The following is a 22,282-nucleotide window of genomic DNA, read 5'->3' as shown; positions in this document are numbered from 1 at the left end:
TACCGCGAGGCTGTCGACAGAGAGCGCCGCCCACCCCCGAGGTCGACCGCTGGATCGACTTGGGCGACGACCGGCGCCGCGGGGTGCTTCGCTGGCGCCAGCCGCGCTACGCGCACCCTGGGCAGGGCGCGGGAGGGCGCGGGAGGGCGCGGCAGAATACGACCGACGGCCGCAGTCGGCCAGAAGCAGACTTTCCCTTAGCCTTTTCCACCATCGACCATGGCATTCACTCTGACTCACCGTTACGGCAGCATGGACCCAGGCGGCCCCAACGTGGACTTCCTGGCGCTGCTGCGCGAGCTTGAAGATAGGCCGGAGGATACCGAGCATGGTTCCGTGGCGGTCGCCCATGAATCCGAGTGGAGCTTGGGTGTATCGCGGGGCGGCTACATCACCTTCGAGAATCTCGAAGCGGAAGGCGGGGGCGAGCGGCACATGGATGAGGTGCCAGTCAGCAAGATTCTCGAGCTGTTCCAACACCTTGCTGAAGGAAATCTTGCCGCTATTGAACGGGAGCCCTGGCTACCTGGCTACTAGCCAGCGCAGGCAGAAATCGGCCAGGAGCAGACCTTCCCCATGACCACCCAGCTTCGCCTCGGAATCACCTTGCTGCTTGTTGCGGTTGTCGTCGCGACCGCCGGCATCTGGCTCGCACGCGAGGTGTCGATAGACAAGTGCTTGGACCGCGGAGGCGCGTGGGACCACGAGCAAGCACGTTGCCTCTTCGCAGCGGCGCGATAGAGCAAAGGCAGAATGCGGCCAGAACCACACTTCCAGCTTGCACGAGCAAGATTTTCGAAGGCGACGTTTTCCCCAAAGCATGACCAAAGAAATCGCCAATTTCCCGCAGGAGAGTTGTGCGCATCTCTTGGAAGTGTTGCATGTGCTGGGATGGGAGTTCCAGAACCCGAGCGACTCCAGGATCACGGGGTGGAGCAATCTCGGTGAAGAGATGACGCTCGAATCCCCGGAGCACGCTCGCCAAGTACTTGAGGCGTCGGTCGGTCACGGAGTTCAGCTTTGGGAGGCTCCTTGCCAAGATCTTTTCATAAGTTGCAATGAGTACCCCCGAATCCACTTCGACGGATTTACTGCGAAGGAGAGTTCGTCTCTTCAGGCCGCACTGCGGGAGCACGGGTTGACACTTGAAATGAGTTGGGACTATTGATCAACGCAAAGACCGCTTGGTGCCCAGCGCCATTGACGGTGCTTCGGCTGAAGTCGGTCAAGAGCAGTCCTTCGCGCCGCTCGCTGTAGCTTTGTCAGTGGCTCAGCTTCGGCTTCTGCACCCTTGTTGAAACGTGGCCAGATTGCGCGTCAAAAAAATTCATGACTGAATGCCCTGTCTACTTCCACCTTCTGCCCGGCCACTCTCTGCCCAGTATTGAGCACCTGGCTCCTTTTCGTGCTGTGGTGGTCATCGAAGGGGTGGTTTCTAGCGATTGGCGTGCCGATGTCAGCGACTGGCTTGTGCGCTCGGGCTGTCTGTACATGATGGCGTGGGGTCAGAATTGCAGTTTGTGGGACGACTCGGTCGACGCTGCAAACATTGAAGCCTTCAACTTCAAAGAAATACCCGAGGATCGATTCGTCATCACTACTTGGCATGACGATAGCCCCTTAAGCGACGCCTTCTTTTTTTGCAAGCGCCTCGCCGTTCACCCAGCAGTGGAGTTACCTCAAGCCATCTTGCTGCACGTTGCGCCCAGCGGAAATGAAGGCCGAATGCTGCGTGCGTATGCCGATGCCTAAGCCGCAGCGACGCAACCCACTGAGGCAACAGCCAGCCACCACCTCCCGCTTGCCGCGTCCGGCAAACTTCGGCCAACAGCAGCCGTTCAGCGGCCAGGCACAATTTTTCCGAAAACGCAGGCGTTCGACTTCTCCATGGCTGACGACTACCTGGACAAGACCACGGACTGCGGGTTGTTCCCCAGCGCCACCGTCGGCGTGGCCATCGGGTTCAAGGCGCCGGTGCTGGCATCGATGGTGTAGGCCGACACGTTGTTGGTGAGGCCATTCACCACGTAGGCAAACCGGCCTGTGGGGTCCACCGTGATGCAGACGGGCACACCCCCTGCAGCCACCGTCTGCGTGGCCATCAGGCTCAAGGCGCCGGTGCTGGCATCAATGGTGTAGATCGACACGCTGCTGGAGATGTAGTTCGCCACGTAGGCAAACCGGCCTGTGGGGTCCACCGCGATGGAGGTGGGAAAGCTCCCTGCAGGCACCGTCGGCGTGGCCATCGGACTCAAGGCGCCGGTGCTGGCTTCGATGGTGTAGGTCGACACGTCGTTGGAGGTCAAGTTCGTCACGTAGGCAAACCGGCCTGTGGGGTCCACCGCGATGGAGACGGGAAAGCTCCCTGCAGGCACCGTCGGCGTGGCCATCGGGCTCAAGGCGCCGGTGCTGGCATCGATGGTGTAGGCCGACACGTTGTTGTCGCCGTTGTTCGCCACGTAGGCAAACCGGCCTGTGGGGTCCACCGTGATGGAGTTTGGGCGAGTCCCCGCCGCCACCGTCGGCGTGGCCATCGGGCTCAAGGCGCCTGTGCTGGCATCGATGGTGTAGGCCGACACGTTGTTGGAGAAGGTATTCGCCAGGTAGGCAAACCGGCCTGTGGGGTCCACCGTGATGGAGGTGGGGCTGTTCTCCGTCGCCACCGCCGGCGCGGCCATCGGGCTCAAGACGCCGGTGCTGACATCGATGGTGTAGGCCGACACGTTGCGGGAGCCGCCGTTCACCACGTAGGCAAACCGGCCTGTGGGGTCCACCGCGATGGAGACGGGGCTATTCCCCGTCACCACCGCCGGCGTGGGTATCCGGCTCAAGGCGCCGGTGCTGGCATCGATGGTGAAGGCCAACAGGGTGTTGCCGACGTAATCTTCTGAATAGGCAAAGCGGGCTGCGGGCGCGGCGCAAGTCACCGCCACGTTGGTGACGGTGGCATCGGCGACAGTGCCGGCGCCGTTGCTGACGGTGCAGACCCGGGTCAGGATCTTGGACTGGCTCTTGACCGTGACCGCATAGTTCGCGCCGCTGGGCAGCGCGGAGCCGAAGCTGAAGCTGCCGTTGGCCGTGATGGCCAAGTCATCGCCGGCGTTGTTTTGCAATACCAGCCCGGTGCCGAGCAGGCCGGTGACGCTGCCGCCTACGGTGTAGATGGGGGCGGAGGGCGCGGGCGCTGCTGGGGCCGCCGGTGCGACCGGCGCCGCTGGGGCCGTTGGTGCGGCGGGCGCTGCTGGCAGGGGTGAGAGAGAGCCCCCGCTGCCTCCCCCGCCGCAGGCTGCAATCGCGAACGTCGCGCTGGCGATAAGAGTCCAGCCGATGCGGCTTGGACGTCCAGACGAAAGAAGCGCGGCAGCGGTGCGGCGCATGAAAAGCTTGAACATGAAATTGGGCACCGGGGAACAGGCGCAACAAGATGTGGACTTATGTAAGCGTAGTTTCCTCATCACAAGGAGTCACTCACCAAAACGTGTGAGTGCGTCTTGGAAACCCCGGGGGCGGTCCGCAGGGGCAGTGCGCAAGTGCATGTCGCACCGGGTCTTCCGAGCGGCCGCTTGGGAGCGTGGTGTACAGCCGCAACGGGCCTGAACCTGACATCGGCGTCACTCGAAAGCGGCCACAGAAGATGACCAAGCAAGGCCGTGGTCGTAGCGCGGCCTCGGGCTTTGTCTGCGGGCTCGTGCATCACTACGGCAAAGGAAATGGGATGCCGACGATTGCCTTCACAGTCACATTGAACGTCGGCGTATCTTCGGCACGCGCGCCGGTCGCCATAGAGAATCCGACCTCAAAATACGGGCTCGCTCGAGAGAGGGTGGAATTGACCGGGACAAAGGCGAAGCACATAAGAAACTCGCTCTCGTATCGACGCGCTTCGGCGCCGAAATCAATGGTCAAGAGTCGCCACTTTCCATCTCCCGGAAGAAAAGGTGCGATTAACTGGACTGCTCGTTTGCCGAGATAGGCCCGGCACTGGACCACCGAAATTGCCTTCTCTATATCGGCAGCGTCGGGGCGTCCTTCTTCATCATCGACCACTACTTCTGTCGCGTCGGGCAGCGTGGCCATCCACTCGTCGTGGGGAGCCATCGAAGACATGCGGCGTATTCGGATGAAGTCGCCGATCACCGTGGCATACGGCAGGGCTTGATCGGGGTCTTTGATCGTTTCAGGGGGTGATGCGAATGTCATGGTGCGCCCGAAGGACTGGATGCAGTCAATCTATCGAGGGCATCGAATTCACACGCGCCGATTCCGGTCTTCGAATTCTTGACAACGGATCGTGCTGTCGCTGAACTGGCGCACTGCGGTGCATCGCGACTTTGATGAGCACCGTCCGGTCCTGGCCGATTACAGTCTTGGGCTCGGGGCAACGCACCGCCACAACAGTCTCCGCGTCAACGCCAAGGCCGCAATTCAGCCGCCAAATTCCAAACCCAGAAAAACAAAACCCGCCGGATGCGGCTCAGTCAGGCCTCGGCGCGCCGGGGACGAAAGATGGCGTAGTTCCCGTTCGCCTGCGCCACGAGGACCTGGTCCAGATACAGCCGTGACTCCAGGTTGGCAACGGCCTTGCCACGGTTGAGCAGCTCCGTCTTGCAGACGAGCTTGCCTTGAAACACAGGCTTGAAGTAGTTGATCTTGATCTCGATCGTGGCGCAGATCTCGCCCTCGTCGAGCGTGGGATAGAGCGCCGATCCCATGCCCGTGTCGGCCATTGCGAACAAGACGGCACCATGAACCACTTGATGCGGATTCAGGTGTTGAGAAGCGGTGACCAGCGTCACCGTGCTCGAGCCGGCTTTCGCTTCCTCGAAGTGCAGATTGATCAGTTCGGCAAAGGGATGTTTCATGGTGCGAGTTTGAGGCCTGGCGCGGCTAGCGCATGTACCCGAGGTCTCTCACGTCGGAGCGGACCGCCGCCCTGTCGGCCCCGTGCATCGGCAGGCTGACCAGCAGCTCCAGCCGGCGGCGCAGCGAGAACAGCATCTGGATCGCGGCATGGGCGGTCTCTTCCGCATCCTTGCCGGCGGCCACGTCCGGGTAGGCCCACAGCGCGGCGTCGGGCTGGCCGGGCCACGACGGCTGCAGGGGCTGGCAGGCGGCATCGAGCGTGATGATGAAGTCGGCCACGACCGAATTGGATCGCGCGAGTTCGTCCCAACTGCGCAGCCCCCTGTTCGGAATGGGCATGCTGGCACTTTGCAGCGCACCGATGGCCGCGGGATGGATCGCGCCGGCAAGTTGCCCCGGCTGACCGCAGGAATGGGCCGAGAACCGCATGGGGTCCAGATGCGCAAGGCAAGCTTCGGCGAGGATGCTGCGCAATGAATTTCGCCGCGAGACGAAGATCACCGCTATTCGTTTTTGCATGGAGCCCTGACTATAGCGATGCTTCGTGACCCCTGCGGCAACGCATCAATTGAGCACGAACACACGCCGAAAGGTCTGCACGCCGCCATCCCCGTTGCCCTTGATGCCAAGCTCCAGTTCCAGCCCTGTCGCGGCGGCGCGCGCGGGTGCAACGCCCGGCAGGTTGCGCCATCCCTGGCCGGGCTCCCATGCGCGGAGCTGGAAAACGGAAACCGCATCCAGCACCGCCACGCGCGCGGCCGCATCCGGTGCCGGCAAGGGAAACGAAGCGGCAGCCGCGCCCGTGGCCCGATAGAGCGCGTCGCCGCGCCGCCACCATTGCACGCGCTGCCAGTAGCCCGGCGCGGCCGGTGCGGCACGAACGATCTCTAAAAAAAACGGCAAGTCGTTCTGCCTGCGCACCTGCAGTGCGGACGGCAGCAGTTCGATGGCGGCGGCCGGCGACAACTCGGTGGTGGCGCGCTGGGCCACGTCGCGCTCCAATTGATCGAGCGCGCGCATGAGGCGGGCGATGCCTTCCGTGCGTTCCTCCAACCTGCTGTTGGCCCGCGTCACGCTGTCGAGGCCGCGCCATGCCATCACGCTCAGCACCGCCATCAGCGTGATGGCGATCATGACTTCGATCAGCGTGAATCCAGCTTGCTGTCGCGGCTGCATCTAGCGGGTCTCCTGCAGGCGCGTGCGCAGCGAGGCCAGCCGGTTGCCGCCCTCTTCCGCAAGGTACACATCGACCGTTGCCGCGCGCAGTCCGTCGACGGCGGGGCTGAGTTCCAACCGACAGACCAGCCGCACGCCACCCTGTGGGCATGGGCTGCGAACAACGCCCGGCGTGTTCGGGCCCTGCCCGATCTGCAACTCCGCAAGCGTGTTCTCCGCAGACAGCATCGCGAGCGATTGCTGCTGCAGCAAACCAAGGTTGGTGATGGTCAGGCTCGACGCACGCACGATGGCCGCGAGCGCGATGCTGACGATGGTCAGCGCCATCAGCACTTCGATCAGCGTGAAGCCGCCGATGCGCGGGGACGATGATGATGAAGGCCGTGCGCGCATGCCTTATCGAACCTCGTAGCCGCCCGCCGCATCGCGCAGTACGACGACGGTTGCACTGCCGTGGCGCAGCTCCATGCGCCAGCTCGCACCGATGGGCTCGGAGGTCAGCAAGACCGGCCGCGCGGGCGTGACTTCCACCGGCGTCACGCGCCACTGCCGGGGGCGCAGTTCATCGTCGCGCACGAAGGTGTCGAGCGCGCCCGCCGTCGACACCACCGGGATCGCGCTGCCGGGCGCGGCATGCCAGGTGCCGCGCGCAAAGCTGTAGCCATCGCCATTCGCCTGCCACGCGATCACGCGGCCGTCGACGCGCACCTCGTTCTGCGCGACCGCCAGGTGCTGCACCAGTTCGCGCGCATCGCGCCGCAGGTCTTGCGCGGGATCGGGCGCGATGCTCAGGCTGATTGCCGCGGTCGCAATGCCGACGATGACCATCACGACCATCAGCTCGATCAGCGAGAAGCCGCGTTCGCCGGCTTGCAAGGTTCCCTGTGGCATGCGCACCTTCATGTCGCGGCGCCCGGAGGATTCACGAGGCCGCCGCCCATGCTAGGAGGCCTGTGTGATGCGCGCATGAAAGCACTGACACGAAACCCCAACACCCCTGTGATAGACACGAAGCCCGCCACCCAGCACCCGCGACAAGGAAAGCCATGACCACCGCAACCGCCCGCCCCTTCGCGAAGTACATCGTTCATGCGGTGGGTCTTTTGCTCGTCGTGGCGGGCGTGGCGGCATGGGCCCATCTGCTGCGCCAGCCCGCGCCGCATGCAGCCCCCGCGCAGGTGCAGGGCACGCAGGCAGACCCCACGGCCGATGCGCTCGCCGCATGGTTCGGCCCCGGCGAGCTGCGCGCGAACATCGCGGTCAAGGGACTCATCAAGAGCGCGGACCAGGGCGTCGTGGTGCTGGCCGTCAACGACGCGCCCGCAAGGCCCTACCAGGTCGGCGAGGCATTGGCCCGCTCGGTCACGCTGAAGGCCATCGAGGCGGATGCGGTGGTGATCGACAAGGCCGGCACCCCCGAGCGCATTGCAGCGCCGGTGATCCCGCAGCCCGCGACGCCGGGCATCGTCAGGGCCACGCCGGCCGACGCGGCGCGCCAGTAGCGTCCGCACGCCGCGCCGGCGGGCCGGCATCTACCGCACCACTTCGTGCGGCCTCGCACCGGGCGCGCCAGACGGCGCCGAGGCCCAGGCCGACAGCGCATGCAGCAGCCCGCGGTTGACGCGGAAGTCGCCATCGCCCGACTCCGGCAGGAAGGTGTGCGACAGGCAGCGCGTGATGACGCGCACCGCCCGCGCATCGGCCCCCACGGCATTCAGCTCGCGCGTGAATGCGGCGCGCGCGGGCAGCTCGTCGGCGAACTTCTCGAAGCCCACGAACCAGCGGAACAGCATGTTGTAGGTCAGGCTCTCGTGCACCTTCTCGCCGTCTTCCAGCGAATAGATGATCTGCAGCATCAGGCACTTGAACAGCCTTGCCGCGCCGATGGTGCTGCCGTGCTGGCGTTCCAGGTCGGCGAGCAGGTCGCGCTCGTAGCGCAGCGCGTCTTCCACCAGGTCGTGCAGCGGCACGAGGGGGTGGCTCTGCGGCACCAGCGCACGCAGGTTATCGGCCTGCACCCAGGCCTGGTGGCTCACGATCCAGACCCACGGCGAGCCGTAGCGGTTGACCGCCACCGGCTCTTCGCGCGCCCGCTCCACGATCTTCGAGAGCTTGGCATCCAGCTCCTGCATGGTGACCCGCATGGGCGACATCCACTTCATCATCTGACTCCCTCCACGTCCCGAATGACTGTGCAACAGGATGCGTGACGGCGGCACGCGCAGAGGCCTCGCATCCGGTCATCCACTCCCTGATCGATCATCAACGCAGCACGCCCAGGGCCTGCCGCAGCGCGGTGTCCACCTTGCGCACCGACACACCGTGGCGCCGCGCCACCTCCTGGCGCGACATCTCGTGCCAGCGCAAGGCCAGCAGGACCGACTGATGGCGGCGCGGCAGGCGCTGCATGGCGCGGTCGACCGCCGCCACTTCCGAGCGGGCCTCGGCGATCAGCTCGGGGCCGGGCTGCAGGTCGGCGATGACATCGACATCCGCCCCTTCGTCGTTCAGGCCCAGCCAGCGCTTGCGCGTGCGCAGGCTGTCCATCGCGAGATTGCAGGCCACGCGGTAGATGTAGGCGTCGGGGTTCGCCGGCGACTCCTGCGAGCGGCGCTCGCCCAGCCGCAGCCATGCCTCGTGCAGGCATTCGCTCGCCAGGTCCGCACACCCGAGCTGGCGCTCCAGCCGCCGGTGCAGCGCGTTGTAGTGCGCTGCCAGATGCGCCTGCAGATCGATCGCGGGCACCGTTGTCTTCGTCGGTGCACGCGCCGCCACGGCCGACAGCGCGATGCGCTCGTCCTGCAGCCGCCAGACCGATGGGAACAGCATGGAGAACCGGTCCGGCGCACTGCGAATCGCCTGGGTGTTGGGGGTCATGATGGTTTTCGCTGAACGCCCGGCCTGCCCGCGCCCGGGATCGCCGGTTGCGGGAAGGGCCAGGCCTTGAGACAAGAAATGAACAGGTGCGCCCGTCGACCGGGGCGCCGGGCGCGGATCAGCGTTGCAGGTTGGCGCGCTCCTCGTCCGTCAGTTGCCGGCTCGCCGAAGGCGGCAGGCTGCCACCGCCACCGAGCACGCGGATCACGCTGCGCGGGTTGTAGCTGACCGGCGTGCTGGAAGCCTTGTCGGCCGGCGCATCGCTGTTGCTGTTGCCGGCGGCCGGTTCGTTGCCGAAGCCGAGCACCCGCACCGTGAAGACCGAAGGCAGCGCCTGCCGTGCGGCGGCGCGGTCGCGCTGCATCGCGTCCTGTGCTGCCATGCTGGCCTGCGAGGCGGCCGCGCTGGCATTGGTCAATGCGCCCACGTTCACCGACGCAATCACCGGCAGGCCCGACGATTCGCCCTTCACCTGGATGTTGGCCGCATTCACCACCTGCAGCGCCGCCACGTTGACGTTGCCCGACACCCGGATGCCGGCCTCGCCCGCATCGATGGTGCCCAGCGGCGCGATCAGGTCGACGTCGCCCGGCGGCACTTCGGCAATCGGCGCCAGCGTCGCGATGCCCGCGCCCGAACTCGGCACCTGCGGCGAGATCTCGACGTTGCCCAGGTTGTCGTACACCACCTTCGGCGGCGTGAACAGCACCGTGGTCTTGGAGCCCCGGCCCGCGTTGATGTCACCCTTGACCGACCACGCCAGGATGCCGCCACCGAAGGTCGTCATGATGCGCGACAGGCCCAGCAGCAGGCTGCCGTCGCTGAACAGGCGGATGTCGCCCTGCCCCTGCGTCATCACGCCCGACGTGGCCGGCGGCACCGCGCCCTGCACGCCCACGATGATCTGCCCACCCGGCGCCATCATCTCGATGTCGCCACCGAAATTGGTGCGCACGCCCGAGCCGCCGAACATCGTGATGTCGCCGCTGCGCGCGATCGGGGTGCCGGCCGCGTCGTTGTCGGGGAACAGCGTGGCGATCATCTCGCGGCCGCGCAGGTACGAGCCTGAGCGGCTGCTGGCCGTGTTGTTGTATTCGCGGCCGCCTTCGCGCAGCTCGGCGTAGTACACCTGCCGCAGGAAGATGCGTTGCTGCTCGGGTGCGAGGCCATCGAAGTACGACAGCGCCTGCGCGGTGTTGCCGCTGAAGCCGTAGCGCGCCTTCAGCCAAGCGGCGAGTTCGACTTCGTAGGTCTTTGCGGCCTTGCCCGGCTGCTCGGCCAGCGGTGTGCCTGACGCCGCGAGCTTCGACGGATCGAGGTAGCGCGCACGGATGGCCGACATGTCGAGGCCCGAGGCGCCGACGCCGGCCATGAGCGCGACGGAGGCACCCGGTCGCTTGTCGCCGGATGCGACGGGGCCGATCGAGGCGATGCCGCCGCGGTCTTCCTGCAGCAGGTTGCGGCCGGCAGAGACTTCGAGCGTGCCGGGGCCGGCGACATCGAAGTTGGCATAGAGGATGTCGCGCCCGGCCGAGACGATGGAAACGTCGGTGGGGTTGGCGTGAACGATCAGGTTGCCACGCACGCTGGTAGGGCCGCCGAAATCGCCGGTGCCCGGCGTCGTGGCGCCGGGTGCATCGCCAGTGTTGACGATGTCGCGGCCGGCCTTGATCCAGGTCGGGCCGGCGCCGTTGTACCAGGTCTGCGCGCCGTTGTTCCTGTCCACGGTCTCGCCTGTCTTGAGCCCGACGATATCGCCACCCGCCGCATAAAAACGGATGGGCGGCGCATCGGCGGCGCGATCCAGCCGGACCTGTGCGCTGTTCGGGCCGAAGGCAAAGAGCGAAGGTCCGTTGAACTTCTTGTCGGAAACCGCTGCGCCGTCGCTGGAGGCGTTGGTCACCAGCACAGCGCCCTGGCCGTCGCTCCCCACGAACGCGGGATTGAACGGCGTGGGCAACGGCGTGCCCGCGCCGGACATGCTCACCGAAGACTGGCCGGCATAGATCGAACCACCGGCGAGCATCTCCAGTTCGCCCTTCGGGGAAGGTGCAAGGACCAGGCCGAAGTTCCCCGCTTCCGGGGGCGGCGTCGACAGCATGGCGGCCTGGCCGTAGTAAAGGCTGCCGGTCAGGGCTGCCGCCCGGAAGATCGAGGGATAAACGGTCCACACGTCACGGGGCGTGGTGGACAGTTGGCTGCGGTCCCTTGTCGTTGCCATGCTGGGCGTCAATGCGCCGCCTGCGGACACCAGGTTGATCGCGCTGCGCCCGGTCCAGAGACTGAACCACCCCTGGCCGCCGCCACTGAAATCCTCTGCGTTGACCGAGAAGGCCGAGCTGTTCGGCGTGTCGCTGCGCCCCGGGTCGGCGGCGGTGCCCAGCGCCAGGTCGCCGAGCGTCTGCAGGTAGATGGCCGTGTCGCCCGGAATCAGGTTGATGCCGCCCTTGGCGTCGGCACGCGTCGCGGCGAACGGATCGACGCCGCGCGTATCGATGGTGTCGACGCCATACATGCGCCCGAGGCTGCCGATCGACGCCGCGCGCACCTGCGTGGCACCACGCAGATTGGCAACGGCGCCCGTGAGCGAGAGCTTTTCGATGGAGCCGAGGGGGGCCAGCTTGCGATTCGGGTTCAGGGCACCCGCGATGCGCATGTCGATGTCGCCACCGCCCGTGAGCGCGAGCGAGCCGTCGGCACCGACCCGGCCGGTGCTCCCGACCGCGACCACCAAAGCCTCGCTGCGGTCCGACATGATCGTGCTGCTGGCGCTTTCTCCACGCAGGCCGATCGTTCCAGCGTCATCGCCTGCGCGCACCGCGACGTTGCCGCCGCCGAGCGCACCGATGCCCGTGAAGCCGGTCAGGCCGGGCGCGCTGGCATCGTTCGCCGTGTAGGCGCCGAAGTTGATCCACCAGGCTGTCGGAATCGCGGCACCGACGGTGGCCGTGCCCGAGCCCTGCCGCCACAGCCAGTTGCCGGCGACGGCGCTGGTGGTCCCTCGCGCGTTGACGGTCTGGGAGCCGCCGAGGTCACCCACGAGCCTGCCACCGGCAGCCACCAGCACATTGCCGCCCTGATCGGGGTACCAGGCGCTGTAGGCGGCCAGGCTCCCGGCGTATTCGGGCAGGTCGGACTGCGCGCCGATCACCGTGCCGTCGGCGCCCGTGCCGCGCGCACGGTTGTAGGTCGCATCCACAGGCGTCGCCGTGCCGGCGGTGTAGATGCCGTAGAGCGAGTCCATGCGGATGTCGCCCGCTGCAATCAGCGAGAGGTCGCCGGTGCCGGTACGCAGCACGCTGAAGGCGTCGGGAGACAAGTTGCCGCTGCCGACCCCGTCCAGCGAAGGGTCCACCACATAGTGCGTGTCGGCCAACCGGATGGCGCCTGCCGAAGCAGGGTTGAGCGCGCGCCGGTCGGCCGCGCCGAGGTCGGCACCTGCCACCAGCTTCAGGTCCCACGAGGTGGCGCCCGCGCCCAGCATCGGCGCGACGGCCCAGTTGCGGCCCTGCGCGCCGTCGACCACCGGCCGCAGGTTGACCGGCAGGCCGTCCTGCAATTGCACCGTGGTCATCGACGGGATGAGCGAGCCCCGCTTCAGCTCGACCTGCTCGGTCGTGGTCATCGCCACCGGCAAGGGCACGCCCTTGGGCCAGGTCAGCGCGGCCACGTAGGCGTCCGAGCGCAGCGCCATGCCTGCGCCCAGCCGCATGTCGACCCCCAGCACCACGGAGGCTGGCAGCACCGTGCCCGCGGCATAGGCCACGGTCCCGTCGGCGTTGTAGATATTGGCCCCCACGACGGTGCCCGCCGGCAGGCTCATTTCTCTCGTGAGCACGGCATCCACGGGCAGCCGCGTGCCGGCCGGCAATGGCACATCGGCATCGGTCACCACGGTCACGGGGTAATTGAGGACCACACCGGCCCGGAAGATCGTGCCGATCTCGAGCTTCACGCCATCGATCGGCACCACGATGTCGCCGCCGAATCTGCTGCTGCCGCTGGTCAGCACCCAGCTGCTGTCGCCGGGCGTGGCCGCGGGCGGTGCGAAGCCGTCGTTGATGCTGCCGTTGATGTTGAGGCTGCCGGCGGCACGGATCGCCAGCCGGCCGGGCTCGCCGAAGCCCAGCCGCGCCGGATCGCCGCGGTTGGCGTCGGGGCCATAGCGGTAGCCTGAAAAATCGAGGTCGCCGTCGACCGTGAGATCGCCGTGCGGATTGGTCACGCTGTTGCTGACGATCTCGACGCCGGGGCGCAGGTGGTAGCGGCCCAGGCCCGCGAGGCGGTTGCTCAAGGCCGTGTTGCCGAGCGCAGCGTTGATGAAGGCCTGGCTGTCGCGGTCGATGCGGTCCAGCTCGAACTGGTTGATCAGTTGCGGCGTGTAGCCCGACACATCGGCCTGGGGTGCCAGCGGCATGTCGTCGTAGCGGCGGAAGGCATTGACCGCCACGCTCTTCGCACCCTGCACGACCGGCGCGCCATTGACCGTGACTGCCACGTCGTTGGTGCCGACGCGCGGTGCATTGAGGTCAAGCGTGCCGCGCGCGCGGCCGTCGTTCTGGCCCGCACCGGTGCCCACGGCCACGTCGGTGCCGGCGCGCAGGTCGATGCGTGCACCGGCGCCCAGCGTCAGCGTGCCGTCGCTGCTTGTCAGATCGACCACCGCGCGGTTCGGGCTGTCGATGATCTTGCCGTAGCTGTCCACGCGCAGGCCTGTGCCGTGTGCATCGAGCGTGCCGTTGACCATGAGGTCGCCCTTGGCCGCCAGGCGGATCGAGCCTACCTGGTAGCCGCTCGCATCGATGCGGCCATCGACGCGCAGGCTGCCGCCGTCGAGCGCGATCGACACTTCGCGCGCCTTCACGCCGTCGCCCACCACAAGATCGCCCTGCTTGATCTGGAAGCGGCGTGCACCGAACACGGCGCCTTCGTTCAGCCGGCTGTTCAGGCCTGCAAAGTCGCCAAGGGTCTGCGCGCGCACCGTGAGTTCGGCCGCGTCGTAGGGCACGAACGTGCCGCCGGCGTCGTAGGTGCCGCTGCTGGCGCCGCGGATCGCGCCGGCCAGATCGACATGGCCGGCACCCACGCCGAGCGCCGTGGCGTCGATGGTGCCGCCACGGTTGAAGCGGGCCGAAACGTCGATGAGCGAGCCGCCCGCCTGGGTGATGTTGCCGGCCGCGCTCGACAGCACGAAGTCCCCGCCCCAGCTGTACTTGTCGACATCGAACAGCGACACCTTGCGGCCCGACAGGTCGATGCGCGAGGCTGCGCCGAGCACGATGTCGTCGGTGGCCGACAGCACCAGCCGGCCCGAAGGCAGCGCGATGTTGCCGTCGACGGCGATGCTTTGCCCCTTCAGTTCCAACGTCGCGCCCAATGCATCGCTCGATGCGCCCGCGCCGGAGGCTGCGGCCACGGTGATGGCACCACCCGCGGTGATGCGCGTCTTCGATGCCGCCTGCCCGGTCAGCACCGGCGCCGCAATGCGCAGGTTGCCGCCTTCGTACGCATAGCCCTCGCCCGGCGTGTAGTCGCCCTGGCGCCGGTACACGGCGAGCGTGTTGCTGCCGCTGGAGCTGACGCGCTCGGAAGCCGTCAGCTTCACGTTCCCGAAGCCGAGCGCCACGCGCGCGTCGGTCGTCACGCCGTCCGGCTGCGCATAAGGGCCGGGCCCGAGCACGATCGAGCGGGCTGCAATGTCGAGCGTGCCGTCGCCCAACAGCGCGGCCATCGCCGCGCCGGGCGCCGCTGCGGAGCCGGTCCAGACGAATTCGCCCGCGCGGATTGCAGCCACATCGCCGGCCGCGCCATAGCCATAAATGGCGGGCGTACCGAGCACCAGCCGCTGCAGGCCCGATGCGTCGAGCTTCACGGAGCCGAAGACGTTGACGGCATCGCGCGCATTGAGCGTCAGCGTTTCCAGTGCCGGTGCGCCGATGGCTGTGTTGCCGGCCAGCAGCTGGTCGAGCTTCGCCTGGTTCAGCACGAGGCCGCGCGGCAGTTGGCCGTTGGCGTCCGCGTTCGCAATGCCCGCGTCTTCCCCGAGATTGATGGCAGCCAGCGCGAGCGACAGGTTGCGCGTGCCGTAGGAGACCTTGGGCGTCAGCGTCAGCGCGCCACCGGTGGCGATGGCCAGCGTGCCTTCGGACACCAGGCGCGTCGTGCCGCCGCAGACGGTGCTCACGCAACTGCCGATGTCGATGGCCACCGTGGTGGTCAACCCATCCACCGGCGGCGCCAGTTGCAGGTTCAGCCAGCCGTTGGAGAGCGCCACCACGCCGGCGCCCGTGAACAGGTAGCCCGCGCGCGAATCGAAGCCTCCGCTGGCCTTGCCGATCGTGCTGATCGATGCGCCCTCTTCGATGACGATGCGGCGGTCTCCATTGGAGTCGCTGCCACCCGTGAGGAAGACATCGCCGGCCGACAGGCTCGCGCCGCTGCGCAGCACCAGGTCGAGCCGAAGGATGTCGGCGACGACCTCGGCGAGGTAACCGTTTTTCCCATAGCTCGTGGTGATCGCACCATTGAGCACGAGCCGCGGCGCGTGAAGCTTGTTCAGTTCGTCGGCATGGACGGAGGCACCGACCAGGCCGTCAGTGGCAGCCTGCCCCGGCGCCAGGACCTCGCCGAGCAGGCGCACATTGACCGTACCGCTGTAGCCCGGCGTGCCGGGCTCGGCACCTAAGCGCGTTTCGCCGTCGAACTTCAGGCTGGTGCGCTCGGTGTCCGCATCGGCCGGCTTCACGAGCGAGATGTCCAGCGTCTTCGCGTCCGAGGTGATCATGCCGCGCAGAAAACTGTGCCGCGCCGCATCGCCCAGCACGAAGGCGTTGTAGTCGGTCTCGTTGTAGCTGGAATGCCTGCGCACCTGGCTGCCCGGCGTGACGATGAGCTGGTTCGGCAGCGACTCGCGAACCGCGCTGTTGGTCACGCTCAACTGCCCCGCCATGCGCCAGGAGCCGCCGCCGACATTGCTGACGCCTGGAATGCCGAGCGGGTCCGTAGCCCCGATCTCCACCCGGAACGCGCCGGGCAGCAGGGCGTAGTTGGACGGCATCAGCGTGTAGATGCCGGCCGCCAGGCCCGGCACGCCCGCCGGCACGGTGACCTGCTGCCCGATGCCCGGCGTGCCGAAACCCGCTTCGGGCGCCACCGGTGCATAGCTCCCCGCGTAGCCGGGAACGATCGCATAGACCGTGTTCTTCGCGCTGCTGTAGCTGTTGGCCGGATTGGCGTTGGCCAACGGCGTGGCCAGGATGTCGACCGAGCCGCCACGACCCGCGACGAAGCCGGCACCCGCGAGCGTGCCGCCGCCCGACAGGTCGAGCACTGCACCGTTCTGAACATCCACGTGGCTGCCCTTGAGGCCGATGCCGCGCCCGACAGTGGCGCCTCCGGATGCCACCATGCCACCGACGCTGTCCGGCGTCACGGGCTTGCCGTTGTACCTGTAGCTCAGGCCATCGGTCGTGCCGCCGTAGGGCATCACCAACCCTGCGCCGCTGACCGAGGTGAGACTGCCCGCAAGCAGGTTCACCAGGCTGGCGGTCGAATTGTCTTCATGGGAGCCCAACATGATCCGGCCCAGCGGCGCGCGCACGACGCCGCCCTGTTCGATGGTTTCGGCCCCGAGAATGAGGCTGCCAAAGGCCGAGTAAGGCATGGCCGGATCGGCATCGCCCTGGCGGCGAATGGCCAGCACGCTGCCCGATGCGTAGTTGCGCGGCAGGCCCGTTTCGGGATCAAAGCCCGGAAGCGGAAAGCCGGCCAGGATCTGGACATTGGCACCTGTCGCCGGATAGATCTGCGCGGCGGTCAGTGTCATGCTGCCTGGCGTCGAGAGTTCGGTGGTCCGGTCGGAGCCAAGAGGGCCCAAGCCGCCGAGCAGGCGGATGTCACCGCTGCTGTTGAGATCCATCATCGCGAAGCCACGACGATCCACGGTGTAGCGCCCACTGCGCTGGTCGATCTCGACGTTTGTGCCGGAGCCGACCGAGTCGCGGACGTCGATCAGGTCGGCCCGTACGGACAGCGTTCCGGTCTCTTCCTGCAGCGACGGTGTGGCGCCCGCGCCGCTTCGCCATAGGGCCGCGGGCAGCGTGTTGCGGTCCAGCTGCGGGTGCGTCACGCCCGCAAGCCGCACGTAGGGCGCCGACAGCGACACCGCCGACCCGGCGGCGGCGCTCTCACCCAATGCATAGGTGCCCGCATACAGGCGCAGGCTCTGGTCCATGCGCAGGGCCACATTGCCATCGAAGCTCAACGGACCGAAGACCAGCATCGAGAGGTTGTCGAAGCCGCCGGCCTCGATCCGGTCGACACCGATGCGCGCCGTGCCAGTGGCCAGGAGCAGGCGCGCATCGGGCAAGGTCTGCGCCGCCGCCACCGCGCTGGCCCCCTGCGTCTGCGCCAGTACCAGTTCGCGATGGTGCAGAACGTCCCCGCGGATGGGCCGATCGATCGGGTAGTTCGTCGACTCGAGTGCCAGCCCGAGCGTGCCGCCTGCGGCACCGGCACCGCCCGAGGCGGCACGCATCGTGCCGTCGAGGTACAGGCCCTGGGTCGAAGCGAGCACGATCGAGCCGCCATTGCCAGCCACCGCCACGCCCGTGCCAACGCCGGTCCCGATGTCCAGCACGGCACTGCTGCCCGACGCATCGAGCAGCGCCCCCGGCCGCAGCACGATGAAGGCATTCGCCGCGCCGGCCTGGCCGGTGGCCTCCCAGTCCAGCGCACCACCGATGCGGATGGTGCCGCCATCGGCAACTCGCCCATAGGTCCGGCCCGACACATCCCGCGCGGTGGCGGCGCGTGATGCGGCATCGAGCACCGCATGGTCGCCGATCCAGATCAGGCCGCTTCCTGCCACATCCGCGTTTCCGCCGCCAATCGCGATCGTGCCGCCGGGCGCAACCAACCGGCCGTCAACGCTGACATCGCGGCCCTGCAAAGAGATCGACTGGCCAGGGTCGACCGTGATCGCCACGCCCGGCCGAACATCGACCACGCCGCTGATCATGAATCCAATGCCGGTGCCCACGCTCGATTGCAGAACCAGGCTCGCGCCGCCGCGCTGCGTGAGCACGCTCTTCATCGGGTCTTCGGTCCAGACCGGTGGCGTCCAAAGCTCGAGCGCGTTCGCCGGCTGCTCGCCGGTGGCGAAGTTCCTCGACGTGTCGGTGAAGCGGTAGACCGGCATCTTCACATCGAGCGCAACGTTGTCGGCCACGACCACGCCCATGTGGCCGTTGACGTCGTAGCGCGCAAAGCCCGACTGGAAGACGCCGGGATCGAGAGCCACGTTCGCACTGGTGGCCACCGGCCGCGTGAACACGGCGCCAGCCCCGATCCGCGTGCCGCTCTTGATCGTGAAGTCGGCGAACGCCACACGGCCGGCGCCCACCGTCGATGTCTCGGCAATGATCGCGAACCCTGTCGGGAACACGCTGGCCGGCACGATGTAGCCCTTGGGAAAGTTGTCGCCGTTGATGGAGATCCGCGTCACCTTCGCGCCCGCCGGCACCGTGTCGCTCTTTTTCCCGTCGGCATCGTTCGTCGTGTAGGCCCGAAATGTCTGGGACCTGCCGTTGACGATGGCACTCACGGAATAGAGGCCGGTGTTGGTACCGACCGCATCCGGCAATTTCCAGGGTGCCGCCAGCGTGACAGCATTCGCGTTGACATCGAAGAACGGTGCCGACGACACGGCCTCGCCCGGCAGCGCGCGCGTGCGCTGGTAGCTGTAGTCCACCGGCAGGATGTCGCCCGCGCGGACCTGGTAGTCCTGCAGCAAGATTGCATCGGTCAGCGCCGCGTGGCCCGCTTCGAGCAGGCCCCCTCCCACGTTCTTGCCGCCGACGATGATCCCCGTACCCGACGCCAGCCGCAGCGTGCCGCCGCCATTGACGCCATAGCCGCGGATCTCGCCATCGACGGTCAGCAGCGCATGGCTGTTCTTGTCCACCGGCTGCATGTCGGCAAACAGCGTCACGTCGCCACCGCGCCCGCCGCGCGTCTTGCCGCCGGGCAGCACCGCGCCGCCCGATGACACGTCGATCAGCGCGCCGGCCGAAAGCATCACCGCGCCCGAGCTGCGAATGTCCACGCTGCCACCGTCGATGTACGGCAGGCCGCGCGCGTTGCCCCGATCAAGCTGCAGGTTGCTCCACAGGCCGCGCGCATCGAGCTTCACATCCTTGGCCACCACCACCTCGATCGGCGTGTCAGCGGCCGCGGGCAACGGGCCTTCCTTGAAGCCGGTGTTGGTCATGCTGCCCAGCAGATTGCCCAGCACGATGTTGCCGCCACGCGCCGTGAGGTCGGCATCGACCGCGACCTGCGTTGCATGCAGACGGATGCGCCCGCCGGGCACCACCGACAGCGCGCTCTCGACCTTCACGCTGTTGCTAGCCAGCGCCGTGAGCTCGCCGAGCCCGAATCCGTTCAGGCGTTCGCTGTCGATGTAGAGCGCGTCCTTGCGCTCGGGCGGCAGCGGCGTGTCGGGCGAGAGCCCGGCGCCGATGTCCGGTTGCGTGGTGCCGAAGACGACGCGCTTGAAGGTCGGCGCCAACAGACGGAAGGCGCCCACAGGGCCCAACGACGCATCGGCGTTGTAGCTGGTGACGTAGCTGCCGAGGATCAGTTGCGCCGCCCGCGCCGCCGCGTCGTGCGACTGTGCGTAGCCGTCGAGCCCGGCATCGGGCCGGCTCACCTGCCCCGGCCCCTGGTAGGCCGAGGAAGTGATGCCGCCTTCCAGCACCGCCGCATCGGTGGCCACCACCAGCCGGCCCGCATCGCGGCCCACCGTGTAGCCGTTCTCCAGCCGTTGCTGCGGGCCGATCAGCGGGTTGTAGAAGAAGCCCGTGGTCTTTTCGCCCCAGCGTTTGTGCTCGTCTTCGAAGCCGCGGTAAAGGCCGGTGTAGGCGATGTCGTCGCGCGCCTTCGAGACTTCGTAAAGCCGTCCGTCCGGCCCCTTGAGCCAGCTCTGGCGGATCATGCCGGTCTGCACGTCGAGCGTGCCGCCCGACAGGTTGATGTTCGAGCCCGCGTGCGTGACCACCTCGCCGCCGGTGAAGGTCACGCTGCCGCCCTGTCCCGCCCACTCGCCGATGCTGTGGCCCTGCAGGCCCAGGTAGCCGCCGACTTCGAGCAGCCCGCCCGGCGTGTACCAGCGGTCCTTGTCGTAGCCGCCCGTGCCCGCGGCCAGGCGCTGCAGCTTGCGGCGGTCGATCCACACGTTGCGGTTGTTCAGCAGCGCGTTGTCGCGGTTCAGCGGCGAATCGCGCTGTTCGTTGCCCTGGATGTTGATCTCGATGTTGTTCGACGCCATCGCAACCTGCACGCCCACGGCGCCCGAGACGTCGAGCCGCGCGCCGTCGGCCACGGTGGTGCGGCCGGTGGCCTTGCCCGCGCTCACGGCGAGCTGGCCGCCGGTGGCCAGCGTGATGGAGCCGCCCTCGAACAACACGTTGCCACCCGAGACGATCTCGATGCGCGACAGGTCGCGCCGGTCGTCAAGCAGCGAGAGGTTGTCGAAGACACCCGTCACGCTCGCCAGCTCGCGTGGCGCACCCATCATCAGCGCATCGCGCTGGCTGTCCAGCGCTGTGCGGCCGTTCCGGTCATCGATCAGGACAGCGTTCAACGCCTTCGGTGTCACGGTGACACTGCCGAGCTTGTCGCTGGCCGAATTCAGCAGGTGGATCGTGCCGCGCGTGTCCACGGTGGTGGTGGCCAGCGCCACGCCGTCCTGCACCACCTTGCGACCGGCCAGCGTGACGTCGCCTTCGGGCGCTTGCAGCAGACCGCTGTTGACCACGCGGCCCGCTGTGCTGTCGGCATTGAACTGCGGCGCCACTTCATTGCCGCGCGTGGTGGCGCCCTGGTTGGCCGCCGTGCCCTGGCCAGGCCGCACGATGAAGAAGTCGCCGGCGGCCAGTTGCACCTGGCCGCGCGGCGTGGTGATGATGCCGGCATTGCTCACGTCCTGACCCAGCATCAGCACGTAGCCGCCGCCCTGCTTGACGGAAGCCGGCGTGGCCGTGGTGATTTGCGCGCCCGCCTCGACCTTCACCGCGCCGCCCGCGTCGGTGAAGCTCGGCGCGTAGCTGTTGCTCGTTTTCGCGCTGTGGATGCCGCGCGCCTTGAACTGCTCGTCGCTGATCTTCGCGGCCGCCGCCACGAGGTTGCGCGTGTCGACTTGGCTGGTGCCGTTGAAGACGATGCCGTTGCGGTTGGCGATCAACACCGTGCCGTCGGCCTTGATCTGGCCCTGGATCTGCGAAGGCCGCGCCTGCGGATCGTTGACGCGGTTGAGCACCGCCCAGTCGCTCTGCTGCTGGAACTGCACCGTGGTGTTGCGGCCGACGTTGAAGCTTTCCCAGTTCAGGATCGCGCGGTCGGCGGTCTGCTGGATCGCGACGTTGGTGCGGCCGTTGGCCTGCGACTGCACCGGCACGTTGGCATTGAGCCAGCCTGCGGTAAGGCTGTTGGTGTCGACGCGCAAGCCGCCTTCGGCCAAGCCATCGGGCACCGACGAGGGATCGTCCTGCGCTGCGCGCCGCGCCGCGGCCTGCGCCGCCTGCTGCGCGGCGATGGCCTGCGCCGCGAGGTTGAGGTTGCCGAGCGAGCGCTGCAACTGCGCCTCGGCCTGCTGTCGCTGCGCGGTCGGCCCGTTGAGCGTGGATACCGGCATGCCGTTGGGCAGCCGGCCTGTCTGCATCGCGTCGGCCTGCGCCGCGCCCTTCGCAGCCATCCACGCGGGGCTGAAGGCCTGGCCCGCCTGCGCCGTGGCCAACGTGCCCAACGTGGCGAGCGCGATGGCGATGGCGCGCGCCAGCGGCGCCGGGTGAAGTTCGCTCCCATCCGTGGTGCGTTGTGCCGCGAACGAACGCGTGCGTGAGATGTGCGAATTCAAGACCATGATTGCCTGGATTGCCTGCGGCGAAAGTGCGTGGAAGATGTGTCTGAAACTGCTCCGCGCGCGGCCACGCGGATGTCGCCCGCCGTGCTCGCGATCAGTGGACGGCGGGCACTGCCCGGGCGACGGGCGGCCCGTGGCACGGCGATGCTGCGCGCGGCCGGCAGCAGCAGCGCCCACAGCGCCACGGCCTCGCGCCAGGCCTGCGCATGCGCCGCACTGCGCGCGCACCAGCGGCGCAGCGCACGCGCCTCCTGCTCGGCTTGCTCATCAGCATCGCTGGCGCGCATCCGGTTCAGGCGCACCAGCAAGTCGAGCGCCTCGTCCAGACAGGCCTCGGCGTCGCGGGAAGCGCGCGTCGGGTCGTCGGGGAGCGTCTGTTTCATCCTCCATGACGATCCTGTGGAGGACAACCCGTAAATTATTTTTTGCGGGAAGGCAGCAATG

General features: G+C 67.5%; 15 protein-coding genes. 4 read left to right on the top strand and 11 right to left on the bottom strand.

Annotation, left to right across the window (positions count from 1 at the left end):
• Positions 1-219: 219 nt before the first annotated feature.
• The 3 genes from H7F35_RS28240 (at position 220) to H7F35_RS28230 (ending at position 1,752) form a co-directional block, all read left to right on the top strand.
• Positions 220-537: a hypothetical protein gene (locus H7F35_RS28240; protein ID WP_187109826.1), complete on the top strand. Its 318-nt coding sequence runs from the start codon at positions 220-222 to the stop codon at positions 535-537.
• A gap of 283 nt (positions 538-820) precedes the next feature.
• The gene (locus H7F35_RS28235; RefSeq protein WP_187109825.1) at positions 821-1,168 is read left to right on the top strand and encodes a hypothetical protein; all 348 of its coding nucleotides are present in this window, start codon (positions 821-823) and stop codon (positions 1,166-1,168) included.
• Between the two features lie 161 nt (positions 1,169-1,329).
• Positions 1,330-1,752, top strand: coding sequence for a hypothetical protein (locus tag H7F35_RS28230; protein WP_187109824.1), 423 nt, complete (start codon positions 1,330-1,332; stop codon positions 1,750-1,752).
• A 146-nt stretch (positions 1,753-1,898) separates the two neighbouring features.
• Here H7F35_RS28230 and H7F35_RS28225 read toward each other — a convergent pair whose 3' ends face one another.
• The 7 genes from H7F35_RS28225 to H7F35_RS28195 form a co-directional block, all read right to left on the bottom strand.
• Complete coding sequence (locus tag H7F35_RS28225) at positions 1,899-3,392, bottom strand: lactonase family protein (protein ID WP_187109823.1); 1,494 nt, start codon at positions 3,390-3,392, stop codon at positions 1,899-1,901.
• Positions 3,393-3,696: 304 nt separating this feature from the next.
• A complete protein-coding gene (locus H7F35_RS28220; RefSeq protein ID WP_187109822.1) occupies positions 3,697-4,200 on the bottom strand; it encodes a hypothetical protein in 504 nt (167 codons plus the stop codon).
• 278 nt (positions 4,201-4,478) lie between these two features.
• A complete protein-coding gene (locus H7F35_RS28215; RefSeq protein WP_187109821.1) occupies positions 4,479-4,862 on the bottom strand; it encodes a PaaI family thioesterase in 384 nt (127 codons plus the stop codon).
• Between the two features lie 25 nt (positions 4,863-4,887).
• Positions 4,888-5,382, bottom strand: coding sequence for a protein tyrosine phosphatase (locus H7F35_RS28210; RefSeq protein WP_187109820.1), 495 nt, complete (start codon positions 5,380-5,382; stop codon positions 4,888-4,890).
• A gap of 45 nt (positions 5,383-5,427) precedes the next feature.
• The gene (locus tag H7F35_RS28205; protein ID WP_187109819.1) at positions 5,428-6,039 is read right to left on the bottom strand and encodes a prepilin-type N-terminal cleavage/methylation domain-containing protein; all 612 of its coding nucleotides are present in this window, start codon (positions 6,037-6,039) and stop codon (positions 5,428-5,430) included.
• Positions 6,040-6,432, bottom strand: a complete 393-nt coding sequence (gspI, locus tag H7F35_RS28200; protein WP_187109818.1) for a type II secretion system minor pseudopilin GspI — start codon at positions 6,430-6,432, stop codon at positions 6,040-6,042. It lies immediately after the preceding gene.
• A gap of 3 nt (positions 6,433-6,435) precedes the next feature.
• Positions 6,436-6,930, bottom strand: coding sequence for a prepilin-type N-terminal cleavage/methylation domain-containing protein (locus H7F35_RS28195; RefSeq protein WP_187109817.1), 495 nt, complete (start codon positions 6,928-6,930; stop codon positions 6,436-6,438).
• Positions 6,931-7,085: 155 nt separating this feature from the next.
• Here H7F35_RS28195 and H7F35_RS28190 point away from each other — a divergent pair, with 155 nt between their 5' ends.
• Entirely contained in the window at positions 7,086-7,541 is a 456-nt protein-coding gene (locus H7F35_RS28190) for a type II secretion system protein N (RefSeq protein ID WP_187109816.1), read from the top strand.
• A 30-nt stretch (positions 7,542-7,571) separates the two neighbouring features.
• Here the strand turns inward: H7F35_RS28190 and H7F35_RS28185 are convergent, their stop codons facing one another.
• The 4 genes from H7F35_RS28185 to H7F35_RS28170 form a co-directional block, all read right to left on the bottom strand.
• Positions 7,572-8,201 carry a transposase gene (locus H7F35_RS28185; protein WP_187109815.1) on the bottom strand — a complete coding sequence of 210 codons (630 nt, stop codon included), beginning with the start codon at positions 8,199-8,201 and terminating at the stop codon, positions 7,572-7,574.
• Between the two features lie 100 nt (positions 8,202-8,301).
• Positions 8,302-8,916: an RNA polymerase sigma factor gene (locus H7F35_RS28180; protein WP_187109814.1), complete on the bottom strand. Its 615-nt coding sequence runs from the start codon at positions 8,914-8,916 to the stop codon at positions 8,302-8,304.
• A 118-nt stretch (positions 8,917-9,034) separates the two neighbouring features.
• Positions 9,035-21,832 (bottom strand): filamentous hemagglutinin family protein, encoded by a 12,798-nt coding sequence (locus H7F35_RS28175; RefSeq protein ID WP_187109813.1) that lies wholly within the window; start codon positions 21,830-21,832, stop codon positions 9,035-9,037.
• Entirely contained in the window at positions 21,829-22,221 is a 393-nt protein-coding gene (locus H7F35_RS28170; protein WP_187109812.1) for a hypothetical protein, read from the bottom strand. Before H7F35_RS28170 ends, H7F35_RS28175 begins: the two co-directional genes overlap by 4 nt.
• Positions 22,222-22,282: the final 61 nt, after the last annotated feature.

The organism is Variovorax sp. PAMC26660, from assembly GCF_014302995.1.
Taxonomy (GTDB): Bacteria; Pseudomonadota; Gammaproteobacteria; order Burkholderiales; family Burkholderiaceae_C; genus Variovorax.
Note: the sequence above shows the minus strand (reverse complement) of the source record. Positions and strands in the feature narration are given on the sequence as shown.

Excerpts from the sequence above, each read along its gene's own strand:
- H7F35_RS28240 (WP_187109826.1), top strand. The coding sequence starts at position 220 with ATGGCATTCACTCTGACTCACCGTTACGGCAGCATGGACCCAGGCGGC.
- H7F35_RS28235 (WP_187109825.1), top strand. The coding sequence starts at position 821 with ATGACCAAAGAAATCGCCAATTTCCCGCAGGAGAGTTGTGCGCATCTC.
- H7F35_RS28230 (WP_187109824.1), top strand. The coding sequence starts at position 1,330 with ATGACTGAATGCCCTGTCTACTTCCACCTTCTGCCCGGCCACTCTCTG.
- H7F35_RS28225 (WP_187109823.1), bottom strand. The coding sequence starts at position 3,392 with ATGTTCAAGCTTTTCATGCGCCGCACCGCTGCCGCGCTTCTTTCGTCT.
- H7F35_RS28220 (WP_187109822.1), bottom strand. The coding sequence starts at position 4,200 with ATGACATTCGCATCACCCCCTGAAACGATCAAAGACCCCGATCAAGCC.
- H7F35_RS28215 (WP_187109821.1), bottom strand. The coding sequence starts at position 4,862 with ATGAAACATCCCTTTGCCGAACTGATCAATCTGCACTTCGAGGAAGCG.
- H7F35_RS28210 (WP_187109820.1), bottom strand. The coding sequence starts at position 5,382 with ATGCAAAAACGAATAGCGGTGATCTTCGTCTCGCGGCGAAATTCATTG.
- H7F35_RS28205 (WP_187109819.1), bottom strand. The coding sequence starts at position 6,039 with ATGCAGCCGCGACAGCAAGCTGGATTCACGCTGATCGAAGTCATGATC.
- gspI (WP_187109818.1), bottom strand. The coding sequence starts at position 6,432 with ATGCGCGCACGGCCTTCATCATCATCGTCCCCGCGCATCGGCGGCTTC.
- H7F35_RS28195 (WP_187109817.1), bottom strand. The coding sequence starts at position 6,930 with ATGCCACAGGGAACCTTGCAAGCCGGCGAACGCGGCTTCTCGCTGATC.
- H7F35_RS28190 (WP_187109816.1), top strand. The coding sequence starts at position 7,086 with ATGACCACCGCAACCGCCCGCCCCTTCGCGAAGTACATCGTTCATGCG.
- H7F35_RS28185 (WP_187109815.1), bottom strand. The coding sequence starts at position 8,201 with ATGAAGTGGATGTCGCCCATGCGGGTCACCATGCAGGAGCTGGATGCC.
- H7F35_RS28180 (WP_187109814.1), bottom strand. The coding sequence starts at position 8,916 with ATGACCCCCAACACCCAGGCGATTCGCAGTGCGCCGGACCGGTTCTCC.
- H7F35_RS28170 (WP_187109812.1), bottom strand. The coding sequence starts at position 22,221 with ATGAAACAGACGCTCCCCGACGACCCGACGCGCGCTTCCCGCGACGCC.